This window comes from Blautia sp. MSK17_66 (genome assembly GCF_020538025.1).
Taxonomy (GTDB): Bacteria; Bacillota; Clostridia; order Lachnospirales; family Lachnospiraceae; genus Blautia_A.
This window is the reverse complement of sequence record NZ_JAJBNQ010000004.1, coordinates 60,849-73,010: the sequence shown is the minus strand read 5'-3', so window position 1 is coordinate 73,010 and position 12,162 is coordinate 60,849. Positions and strand designations below refer to the sequence as shown.

Sequence of the window (12,162 nt, the reverse complement as noted above, 5' to 3'; positions counted from 1 at the left end):
ACTTGACAGTAAATGTAAAACACATAAGAAAGAGGAACGAATATGGCAAAATATACATTGATGAAAACGGAGGGGCGTGCGAAGCGTGCACAGTTTGAGACTGTCCATGGAACGATCCAGACTCCTGTATTCATGAACGTAGGAACCATCGGTGCGATCAAGGGGGCGGTTTCTACACAGGATCTTTATGACATCGGAACACAGGTGGAGCTTTCCAATACCTATCATCTGCATGTGCGTCCGGGGGACAAAGTAGTCAAACAGCTTGGAGGACTTCATAAGTTTATGAATTGGGAACGTCCGATTCTCACTGATTCCGGTGGATTCCAGGTATTTTCTCTGGCAAAACTCCGTAAGATCAAGGAAGAGGGCGTACACTTCCAGTCACATATTGACGGACATAAAATTTTTATGGGACCGGAGGAGAGTATGCAGATTCAGTCCAATCTTGCGTCCACCATTGCAATGGCATTTGATGAATGTCCGAGCAGTGTGGCAGACAGAGATTATGTACAGAAATCTGTAGAGCGTACCACACGCTGGCTTGCACGATGCAAGACAGAGATGGCACGCCTCAACAGCCTTCCGGATACCATCAACAAAGAACAGCTTCTGTTCGGTATCAATCAGGGGGCAATCTACGAAGATATCCGAATCGAACATGCAAAAGAAATTGCAAAGATGGATCTTGACGGTTATGCGGTAGGCGGTCTTGCTGTTGGTGAGACACACGAAGAAATGTATCGTATTCTCGATGCGGTTGTGCCGTATCTTCCGCAGGATAAGCCAACTTATCTTATGGGTGTCGGAACACCTGCAAACATTCTTGAGGGTGTGGACAGAGGAATAGACTTCTTTGACTGCGTATATCCAAGCCGCAATGGCCGCCATGGACATGTGTACACCAACCATGGCAAGATGAATATGTTTAATGCCAAATACGAGCTGGATACACGTCCGATCGAGGAAGGCTGCGGCTGTCCGGCATGCCGTCATTACAGCCGGGCTTATATCCGTCATCTTCTCAAGGCAAAAGAAATGCTTGGAATGCGTCTTTGTGTCCTGCACAATTTGTATTTCTATAATCATATGATGGAAGAGATCCGTGACGCACTGGATGAGGGCAGATTTGCCGACTATAAGAAAATGCGTCTGGAAGGATTTGCGGCAGGGGAGCAGAAATAATAAAAATACGCAAAAATACTTGAAGTAAAGACTTTTTTTGTGTATGATAGTGTGTAGTGTTCCTGGAAAAGAACAGGAATGTAAGTCAGAAACAGGAGGAACCTCAAATGAACGAAAGTACCGCAAGCATGGGTATGATGATTTTGTGGATGGTTGTTATCTTCGGAGTTATGTATTTCCTGATGATCCGTCCTCAGAAGAAAGAGCAGAAGAGACTTCAGGCAATGCTCAACAGCATGGAAGTCGGTGACAGCATTGTTACCACAAGTGGCTTCTATGGAGTGATCATCGACATGACTGAAGAAGATGTGATTGTAGAATTCGGCAATAACAAGAACTGCCGTATCCCAATGAGAAAACAGGCTATTGCAGAGGTGGAGAAAGCAGAACAGGCATCCGCATAACTGCAAATAAGAAAGTAAGTGCTGCGTCAGATGCGGCACTTCTTTTTTTACTTTATAGGTACGACCACTTCGTCTGGCAACACGTTGTAACTTTTAAGTAGTAAAGGGTTGAAAAGTAACAAAAAGTGCGTTATTATAATAACAATATTCGCAACGAAAGGAATCTGCATGTTTTTCGTGTGATGCAGAGAGAGGAAGAAAAAGATGGAATACAGAATCGCATTGATTCCGGGAGATGGAATCGGACCGGAAATCGTCAGTGAAGCAAAGAAAGTTCTTGATAAGGTATGTGAGAAATATCACCACACCTTCACATATTCAGAGGTACTCCTCGGTGGAGCATCTATTGATGTTCATGGCGTGCCGCTTACAGAGGAGGCAATTGCCACTGCAAAATCCTCTGATGCAGTTCTGATGGGTTCTATCGGCGGAGATGCCAAGACGTCCCCATGGTATAAACTGGAGCCGTCCAAACGTCCGGAGGCAGGCCTTCTTGCTATCCGCAAAGCCTTAAACCTTTTTGCAAACCTTCGTCCGGCGTATCTTTACAAAGAACTGGAAGAAGCCTGCCCGATCAAGAAAGAGGTGATTGGCGAAAACGGATTTGATATGATTATTGTCCGTGAACTGACAGGAGGTCTTTACTTCGGAGAAAGAAAAACTATCGAAGAGGACGGCGTAAAGAAAGCAATCGACACACTTTCTTACAATGAAAACGAAATCCGTCGTATTGCGGTCAAGGCATTTGATATTGCAATGAAGAGAAAGAAAAAGGTTACAAGTGTTGACAAGGCAAACGTTCTTGATTCCTCAAGACTCTGGAGAAAAGTTGTAGAGGAAGTTGCAGCGGACTATCCGGAAGTAACCCTGGAGCATATGCTGGTTGATAACTGTGCAATGCAGCTTGTACATGCTCCGGCACAGTTTGACGTTATCCTCACCGAGAATATGTTCGGAGATATTTTATCCGATGAGGCAAGTATGGTCACAGGATCTATCGGAATGCTTTCTTCTGCAAGCCTCAACGAGACAAAATTCGGTCTGTATGAGCCAAGCCATGGATCAGCACCGGATATTGCAGGACAGAATAAGGCAAATCCGATCGCGACTATTCTTTCAGCAGCAATGATGCTTCGTTATTCTCTGAATCTGGATGAGGAAGCCGATGCGGTAGAAGCAGCCGTACAGAAGGTGCTGACAGACGGATATCGTACAGGTGACATCATGTCAGACGGATGCAAGGCTGTCGGAACGAAAGAAATGGGAGATCTGATCGCAGCAGCAGTATGATAATCCCGCAATATGCGAATGTCGGGCAGGATTGTAGGAGTGCTATGCACGGAACAATCCGTAAGTATCGTATAGATTAAGTAAAGAGGAGTAAATAAAATGAGAAGTGATTCAGTAAAAGCAGGCTCACAGCAGGCACCTCATCGTTCCCTGTTTAATGCCCTTGGATTAACAAAAGAAGAAATGGAACGTCCTTTAGTCGGAATTGTAAGTTCCTATAATGAAATCGTACCTGGCCATATGAATCTGGACAAGATCGTAGCAGCCGTAAAACAGGGTGTTGCAATGGCAGGTGGTACACCGGTTGTATTCCCGGCAATTGCTGTCTGTGACGGTATTGCAATGGGACATGTCGGAATGAAATATTCACTGGTAACTAGAGATCTGATTGCAGATTCCACAGAGGCGATGGCAATGGCTCATCAGTTTGATGCCCTTGTTATGGTTCCGAACTGTGACAAAAACGTACCGGGACTTCTGATGGCAGCAGCACGACTGAATGTTCCGACTGTATTCGTAAGCGGAGGTCCGATGCTGGCAGGTCATATTCACGGACATAAGACCAGCCTCTCCAGCATGTTTGAAGCTGTTGGCTCTTATGCAGCAGGCAAGATCACAGAGGATGAACTGACAGAATTTGAGAACAAAACATGTCCTACATGTGGATCCTGTTCCGGTATGTATACCGCAAACTCCATGAACTGTCTGACAGAGGTTCTTGGTATGGGACTTCGTGGAAACGGAACTATCCCGGCAGTATATTCCGAGCGTATCCGTCTTGCAAAGCATGCAGGTATGCAGGTTATGGAGATGTACCGCAGAAATATCCGTCCGAGAGACATTATGACAAAGGAAGCCATCCTGAATGCGCTGACAGTAGATATGGCACTTGGATGTTCTACCAACAGTATGCTCCATCTTCCGGCAATCGCTCATGAAGTCGGAATGGATTTTGATATCAGCTTTGCAAACGAGATCAGCGCAAAGACACCGAACCTCTGCCATCTGGCACCGGCAGGTCCGACTTATATGGAAGACCTGAATGAGGCTGGCGGTGTTTATGCAGTTATGAATGAACTGAACAAAAAGGGACTTCTCCATACGGAATGTATGACAGTAACAGGAAAAACTGTAGGCGAAAATATCGAAGGCTGTGTTAACCTCAATCCGGAAGTTATCCGCCCAATCGACAACCCGTACAGCCAGACCGGTGGTCTTGCAGTTCTTAAGGGAAATATCGCTCCGGACGGCGGTGTGGTAAAACGTTCCGCAGTCGTAGAAGAGATGATGGTACATGAAGGTCCGGCGAGAGTGTTTGACTGTGAGGAGGATGCGATCGCAGCGATCAAAGGTGGCAAGATCGTGGCAGGTGACGTTGTTGTTATCCGCTATGAGGGACCGAAGGGCGGCCCTGGAATGAGAGAAATGCTGAATCCGACCTCTGCGATCGCAGGTATGGGACTTGGCTCTTCTGTGGCACTTATTACAGACGGACGTTTCAGTGGTGCATCCCGTGGAGCTTCCATCGGACATGTTTCACCGGAAGCAGCAGTAGGCGGACCGATCGCACTGATCGAAGAAGGTGACATCATCAGTATCAATATTCCAGAACTTCGACTGGAAGTTAAGGTTTCTGACGAGGAGATGGCAGCAAGAAAAGCAAAATGGCAGCCGCGTGAGCCAAAAGTCACAACCGGATATCTTGCGAGATATGCTGCAATGGTTACCTCAGGCAACAGAGGTGCAATCCTTGAAGTGCCGAAAGCAAAATAATATATGATGAACACAGGAGGAGATACAATGCAGCTTACAGGTGCAGAGATCATCATCGAATGCCTTAAGGAACAGAAAGTAGATACTGTTTTTGGCTATCCGGGAGGTGCGATCCTCAATGTCTATGATGCTCTCTATAAACACAGTGATGAGATCCATCATGTCCTGACATCTCATGAACAGGGTGCTTCTCATGCAGCAGATGGTTATGCCCGTGCTACGGGAAAAGTCGGAGTATGTCTGGCAACCTCCGGCCCTGGAGCCACAAATCTGGTTACAGGTATTGCGACCGCATACATGGATTCTGTCCCGGTGGTAGCGATCACCGCGAACGTAGGAAAACCACTTCTTGGAAGAGATTCCTTTCAGGAGGTTGATATTGCTGGCATCGTAATGCCGATCACAAAACACAGTTTTATCGTAAAAGACATTTCCATGCTGGCTGATACGATCCGCAAGGCTTTTTATATTGCCAAAAGCGGACGTCCGGGTCCGGTACTGGTTGATGTGACGAAAGACGTAACAGCAGCGACATGTGAATATTCTGTACGCCGTCCGGCTACGATCAACCGAGAAGTCGAGACGATCCGTAAAGAAGATCTTGAAATTGCAGCACAGATAATAGAGGAAGCGAAGAAGCCATATATCTTTGTCGGCGGCGGTTGTGTGATCTCTGGGGCTTCCAAGGAGATCAGCGAACTGGCCCACAAGATCCAGGCACCGGTGTGCGACAGTCTGATGGGCAAGGGAGCTTTCTCAGGAGAGGATCCTCTGTATACAGGAATGCTCGGTATGCATGGAACCAAGACTTCCGATCTTGGCGTTACACAGTGTGACCTTCTGATCGTACTGGGTGCACGTTTCAGTGACCGTGTCACCGGTAATGCAAAGACCTTTGCAAAACAGGCCAAAATCCTTCAGATCGATGTGGATGCGGCCGAAATCAATAAGAATGTTGTGGTAGATGCGTCTGTGATAGGAGATGTAAGAGAGGTACTCCGCAGACTTCTGGAAATGATCCCGGAAGAACAGCATCCGGAGTGGATCGAGCATATTCAGGAGATGAAAGCAAAATATCCTCTGACTTATGATCATTCTCAGCTTACAGGACCATACATTATAGAGAAACTCTATGAGATCACCAACGGTGATGCAATTATCTCAACAGATGTCGGTCAGCACCAGATGTGGGCCGCACAGTACTTCAAGTACAAAGAACCCCGTACTTTCCTGACTTCCGGTGGTCTCGGAACAATGGGATACGGACTTGGAGCTGCGATCGGTGCCAAGATGGGAAGACCGGACAAAACAGTTGTCAACATTGGCGGAGATGGCTGTTTCAGAATGAATATGAATGAGATCGCTACAGCAGTGCGCTGCCATAAACAGCTTTTGCAGATTGTCATGAACAATCATGTACTGGGTATGGTGCGTCAGTGGCAGACCTTGTTCTATGAACACAGATATTCACATACCGTCCTTGACGATGCAGTGGATTTTGTGAAAATATCTGAGGGCATGGGAGCGAAGGCAATCCGTGTCACGAAGATGGAAGAGGTGGAGCCGGCAATCCGAGAGGCGCTGGCGACAGACGGACCTGTGGTACTGGACTGCTGGATCGACCAGGATCTCAGCGTATTCCCAATGGTGCCTGCAGGTGCAAGTCTGAATGAAGTTTTTGACGAGGAGGATATGAAGAACAATGAGCAGAGTATATAATTTTTCCGCAGGACCGGCTGTACTGCCGGAAGCAGTTCTGAAAGAAGTAGCAGATGAGATGATGGATTACCAGGGAAGTGGTATGTCTGTAATGGAAATGAGCCACAGAAGCCCGGAATTCCAGAAAATCATTGATGATGCAGAGAAAGATCTCAGAGATCTTATGAATATTCCGGATAATTACAAGGTATTATTCCTTCAGGGCGGTGCTTCCCAGCAGTTTGCCATGATTCCGATGAACCTGATGAAGAACGGAGTTGCTGACTATATTGTTACCGGTCAGTGGGCAAAGAAAGCATACCAGGAAGCACAGAAGTACGGAAAGGTAAATAAGATTGCATCTTCCGAGGATAAGACCTTCTCCTATATCCCGGACTGCAGCGATCTTCCGATCAGCCCGGATGCGGATTATGTATACATTTGTGAAAACAATACAATTTACGGAACAAAATTCAAGACACTTCCGAATACAAAAGGCAAAACTCTGGTAGCAGATGTCTCTTCCTGTTTCTTATCTGAGCCTGTAGATGTAAGCAAATACGGTATCATCTACGGTGGCGTTCAGAAAAACATCGGACCTGCCGGCATGGTGATCGCGATCATTCGTGAAGATCTTATTACAGAAGACGTTCTTCCGGGAACACCAACCATGCTTACATACAAGACACATGCAGATGCAGGATCTCTTTACAATACACCAAACGCATACTGCATCTATGTATGCGGCAAAGTCTTCAAATGGCTCAAGGCTATGGGCGGACTGGAAGAAATGCAGAAGAGAAACATCGAAAAAGCAAAGATCCTCTATGATTATCTGGATCAGAGCAAACTCTTCAAAGGTACAGTAGAACCGGCCTCCCGTTCTCTGATGAATGTTCCTTTTGTCACAGGTGACAAAGACATGGATGCCAAATTTGTCAAAGAGGCAAAAGCAGCAGGTCTTGTAAACCTCAAAGGACACAGAACAGTGGGCGGTATGCGTGCAAGTATCTACAATGCAATGCCAAAAGAAGGCGTAGAAGCCCTCGTTGCATTCATGAAAAAATTTGAGGAGGAGAATGCGTAATGTTCCAGTATAAATGCCTTAATCCAATCTCCCAGACAGGTCTTGGCCTGTTTGGAGATGAGTACAAACAGACGGAAGAATTAAAGGATGCAGATGCAGTTCTGGTAAGAAGTGCCAAGATGCATGATATGGAGATCCCGGAGAATGTCAAAGTTATCGCTCGTGCAGGCGCAGGTGTCAACAACATTCCGGTTGAGCAGTGTGCAGAGAACGGTATCGTAGTATTCAATACACCTGGCGCAAATGCAAATGGTGTTAAGGAGCTTGTTCTTGCAGGAATGCTCCTTGCTTCCCGTGATATCGTCGGAGGTATTGAGTGGGTAGCACATGAAGAAGACAAAGAACACATCGACAAACTGGCTGAGAAACAGAAAAAACAGTTTGCAGGCTGTGAGATCAGTGGCAAGAAGCTTGGTATCATCGGACTTGGTGCGATCGGAGCCATGGTTGCAAACTCTGCAACACATCTTGGAATGGAAGTTTACGGATATGATCCGTTTATCTCCATTGATGCGGCATGGAACCTGTCCAGAACCATCAAACACAGCAAATCTCTGGATGAGATCTACAGCCAGTGCGATTACATCACCATCCATGTACCGCTTACAGACAACACACGCAAGATGATCGATCGTGAGGCTTTCACAAAGATGAAAGATGGAGTTGTTCTTCTGAACTTCGCAAGAGACCTTCTCGTTGACGAGGAAGCCCTTGTAGAAGCTCTTGACAGCGGAAAGGTAAAGAAATATGTTACTGACTTTGCAAATGCAACTGTAGCAGGCAGACCGGGAATCCTTGTAACACCACATCTTGGTGCATCCACAGAGGAATCCGAAGAGAACTGTGCAGTTATGGCAGTCAAAGAAGTCAGAGATTTCCTCGAAAACGGAAATATCAAGAATTCTGTAAACTATCCAAACTGTGATATGGGTACCTGTGTAGCGGTCGGACGTATCACCATCTGCCACAAAAACATCCCGAATATGATCAGCCAGTTTACCAAGATCCTCGGAAGTGAGGGACTGAACATTGCTGACATGACAAATAAGAGCCGCGGAGGCTATGCGTATACCATCATCGATCTTGAAAGTGCAGCATCCAAAGAAGCTCTGGATGAGCTTAGAGCAATTGAAGGTGTATCCAAGGTTCGTGTAATCAAATAAAAAGTTTAAAAGCCTTCTGGCAAAAAAAATCCCGGAAATTCTTCAGCAGAATCGTCCGGGATTTTTGTATGTAAATGATATGAAAAATTATTTACGGCTTGCAATGAAACTTTCAACTTCTTCGCGTGTCGGCATAACACGGAGCGCACCCTTACGTGTGGTAATGAGAGATGCAGCCGCGTTTGCGAAGGTGAGGAGCTCTTTGAGATTTTCCTCTGTGAGATTCTCAAGACCGTGATCGAGAACATAGTTTAATGTGCTTGCACAGAAGGTGTCTCCGGCACCGGTTGTCTCGATGGTGTTTTCCTGAAGGAAAGGAGCTGCCTCTACGATCATGTCCTTGTAGTATGCACGGCTTCCGTCCTTACCCATGGTGATGAGAATAAGCGGGATGTTATATTTCTCCTGGAGCATGGCAGCACCTTTATTGTAATCTGTGGTTCCACACATGAATTCTACTTCATTGTCGGAAATTTTTAATACGTCGCATTTAGACATACCGTATTCGATCTCTGCACGGGCATCTTCGAGAGATTTCCAGAGAGGCGGGCGGAGGTTTGGATCAAAGGTAACGATGCATCCGGCTTCCTTTGCAAGTTCAATGGCATAGCGGGTAGCTTCACGAACGCCCTCATGAGTAGAGGAAAGGGTACCAAAGTGGAAGATACGGGAAGCCTCGATCAGGTCTTTCTGAACTTCTTCCTTAGTAAGCATCATATCTGCACCCGGGTCACGGTAGAAAGAAAAGTCACGGTCACCGTCCGGATAGGTATGTACAAAAGCGAGGGTGGTGTGACAGTTTTCATCCATGATAAGATTGCGGGTGTCAATACCGACTTCTTCAACAGCGGTCTTTAACTGTGTACCGAACATATCCTTACCAACCTTGCCGATAAAGGCTGTTTTCTTGCCGAGTCTTTCAAGCATTGCGAGTACGTTGCAGGGAGCTCCGCCGGGATTGGCCTCCATCACAGGATTTCCCTGGGAACTGGATCCGTTTTCTGTAAAGTCGATCAGTAATTCGCCGAGAGCGGTTACGTCAAATTTTCTGTTTTCCATAATAAAAAAACCTCCTTGGATTTCTGAATTTTGTTTCCTGTGTATCAGAAAAACGTTAATTTCAATTTATCGCACCAGAGCAGTTTTGTCAAACAAATTTCGTTCTATTCTTTATTTTTACCTGAAAAAATGATAAACTATTTTTTAAAGAGATGTATTTTACAGAAAGGTTTTGACAGCGGCATCTCGGAATGGAGGCAGTAAAGATGGAAAGCAAGGCATATGAGTATATGGACTGGCCGAGGATTGAAGCAATCGTATATGGAGAAGAAGCATCCCCGAAGGATGTCATGGCTCCGCGTCTGACCACAGACGGTGTTCTGGTCCAGGGATTTTTTCCGGAGGCAGATAAGGCAGAGGTTCTGGTCGGATCCCGTAAATATGAAATGGAAAAAGAAGATGAGGCGGGATATTTTGCGGCAATGATCCCGGGCAGAAAGATCCCGGAATATGAATATCGCGTTACCAGAGGAGAAGAAGTCCAGGAGTTTTCGGATCCTTACGCATTTGCAGGACAGATCACAGAAGCAGAGGAGAAGGCATTCTGTGCGGGCGTTTATTATCATGCCTATGAGAAGCTGGGTGCACATCCGATGGAGATCAATGGTGTTAAGGGAACAAGCTTTGCCGTATGGGCACCGAATGCAGTGCGCGTCAGTGTGGTCGGTAATTTCAATGAATGGGACGGAAGACGCCATGCGATGCACCGAATGCCAATGTCGGGTATTTTTGAACTTTTTATCCCAGGTGTGAAGGTCGGAGATATCTATAAATATGAACTGAAGCTCAAAGGAAACCGCATAGAGCTGAAATCTGATCCATATGCTGCCTGTACAGAGGTCCCGCCGGCAGGTGCTTCCGTTGTGGCAGATACAGGAGCCTTCCAGTGGGAAGATGAAGAATGGATGGCAGGACGTAAGAAATTCGCTGACCGTAAACAGCCAGTTTCCATCTATGAGACCTCTCTGACAGACTGGAAGGACGGGGAAGAACTTGTTGAGTTTGTGAAGAAACTGAATTACACGCATGTAGAACTTCATCCTGTGATGGAATATCTGGATGATGAGGCCGGGGAGTACAGTACCTTTGCATATTATGCACCGACCAGGAGATTTGGTATGCCGCAGGATTTCCAGAAGACAGTTAACGAGCTTCACAAAGCAGGAATCGGACTGATCCTTGACTGGACACCATCTCATTTCCCGAGGGTCGAGGGCGGTCTGGAGCTTTTTGACGGAACACCTCTTTATGAGAATCCGGATCCGTCTATGGCGATCCATCCGATCTGGGGAACTCTTCTGTATAATTTCGGAAGTCCGATGGTGAGAGATTTTCTCCTTGCAAATGCTTTTTACTGGCTGGAGGTTTATCATGCAGACGGACTGAGACTGGATGATGTGGATTCCATGCTGTATCTTGATTTTGGAAAGGAATACGGACAGTGGAAACCTAATATCTACGGCTCAAATGAAAATCTGGAAGCGGTGGAATTTCTCAAGCATCTGAATTCTATTCTGGATAAAAAACTTCCGGGAACGCTTACGATCGCACAGGAAGATGGCCTCTGGTCTGAACTCACCGGAAGTGTGGAGGATGATAACATCGGCTTTGATTATAAATGGAATAATAACTGGGCAGGAGATTTTCTTGCATATCTTTCCAAAGATCCAATCGAGAGAAAATATGTCCATGATCAGCTTACGCTGTCCATGCTTTATGCGTACTGTGAGCATTATGTACTTCCTCTTGGAAGCCGTGAGGCGGGAACGCTTGCTGAATTTATGGAGAAGCTTCCGGGAGATGATGCACAGAAGCTGAGTCAGATCCGTGAAGCCTATGCCTATATGATGCTGCACCCGGGATGTATGATGATGTCACCGGGCAGGGAAGTTCCGGCAGAAATGGAGAAATATATCCATGATCTCAACGAGCTGTACCGCACCCATCCGGCACTGGTTCAGAAGGATGATGAGTATGATGGCTTTGAGTGGATCCAGCTTATGAAATATGAAGAGAATGTCCTCACCTTTATGCGTAAGACGGATAAGCCGGAAGAAACACTTCTTGCAGTATGTAACTTTGCGGCTGTTCCTTATGAGGACTATCAGGTTGGCGTTCCATTCTATGGCAAATATAAAGAAATCTTTAACAGTGATGCAAAGGAATATGGCGGTCAGGGAATTGTCAATCCAAGAGCAAAAACCTGTAAGCAGGATGAGTGCGATGAGAGAGAATATTCCATTAAGCTTAAGGTTCCTGCACTTGGTGTGACGGTATTTTCCTGTACTCCGACTAAGAAGAAAGAGGCAGTTTCCGCACCGGTCAAAAAAAATGAAAAAAAACCGGCAGCAAAGAAACCGCGTGTTGCCCGGAAATCATCTAAGGCTTCTGTGAAGAAGCCGGCTGCCACAGAGAAGAAAACAAGAAAAACTGCAGCAAAGGAAACAGCGTGAGAGAAAGAATTCCAGCTGTTCGCAGATACAATAATAAAAATTAAAATTAG

At 46.1% G+C, this 12,162-nt stretch carries 9 protein-coding genes; 8 read left to right on the top strand and 1 reads right to left on the bottom strand.

What is annotated here, in order from left to right; translation table 11 throughout:
* Nucleotides 1-42 precede the first annotated feature (42 nt).
* The 7 genes from tgt to LIR34_RS03310 all read left to right on the top strand — a co-directional run bounded on the left by tgt (nt 43) and on the right by LIR34_RS03310 (nt 8,600).
* Nucleotides 43-1,185, top strand: a complete 1,143-nt coding sequence (gene tgt / locus LIR34_RS03340) for a tRNA guanosine(34) transglycosylase Tgt (protein WP_173901896.1) — start codon at nt 43-45, stop codon at nt 1,183-1,185.
* Nucleotides 1,186-1,292: 107 nt separating this feature from the next.
* Entirely contained in the window at nt 1,293-1,589 is a 297-nt protein-coding gene (gene yajC, locus LIR34_RS03335; protein ID WP_072521354.1) for a preprotein translocase subunit YajC, read from the top strand.
* Between the two features lie 204 nt (nt 1,590-1,793).
* Nucleotides 1,794-2,879, top strand: coding sequence for a 3-isopropylmalate dehydrogenase (gene leuB / locus LIR34_RS03330; protein WP_173901897.1), 1,086 nt, complete (start codon nt 1,794-1,796; stop codon nt 2,877-2,879).
* 99 nt (nt 2,880-2,978) lie between these two features.
* Nucleotides 2,979-4,652 (top strand): dihydroxy-acid dehydratase, encoded by a 1,674-nt coding sequence (gene ilvD, locus LIR34_RS03325; protein ID WP_173901898.1) that lies wholly within the window; start codon nt 2,979-2,981, stop codon nt 4,650-4,652.
* A 27-nt stretch (nt 4,653-4,679) separates the two neighbouring features.
* Complete coding sequence (gene ilvB / locus LIR34_RS03320; RefSeq protein WP_161284564.1) at nt 4,680-6,371, top strand: biosynthetic-type acetolactate synthase large subunit; 1,692 nt, start codon at nt 4,680-4,682, stop codon at nt 6,369-6,371.
* On the top strand, nt 6,355-7,437 hold the full coding sequence (serC, locus tag LIR34_RS03315; protein WP_173901899.1) for a 3-phosphoserine/phosphohydroxythreonine transaminase: 1,083 nt from the start codon (nt 6,355-6,357) through the stop codon (nt 7,435-7,437). Before ilvB ends, serC begins: the two co-directional genes overlap by 17 nt.
* Complete coding sequence (locus LIR34_RS03310; RefSeq protein WP_173901900.1) at nt 7,437-8,600, top strand: phosphoglycerate dehydrogenase; 1,164 nt, start codon at nt 7,437-7,439, stop codon at nt 8,598-8,600. The genes serC and LIR34_RS03310 overlap by 1 nt, the downstream gene beginning before the upstream one ends.
* 87 nt (nt 8,601-8,687) lie before the next feature.
* Here LIR34_RS03310 and LIR34_RS03305 read toward each other — a convergent pair whose 3' ends face one another.
* The gene (locus tag LIR34_RS03305; protein ID WP_161284561.1) at nt 8,688-9,659 is read right to left on the bottom strand and encodes a carbohydrate kinase family protein; all 972 of its coding nucleotides are present in this window, start codon (nt 9,657-9,659) and stop codon (nt 8,688-8,690) included.
* 206 nt (nt 9,660-9,865) lie between these two features.
* Here LIR34_RS03305 and glgB point away from each other — a divergent pair, with 206 nt between their 5' ends.
* Complete coding sequence (glgB, locus tag LIR34_RS03300; RefSeq protein WP_173901936.1) at nt 9,866-12,112, top strand: 1,4-alpha-glucan branching enzyme; 2,247 nt, start codon at nt 9,866-9,868, stop codon at nt 12,110-12,112.
* Nucleotides 12,113-12,162 lie beyond the last annotated feature (50 nt).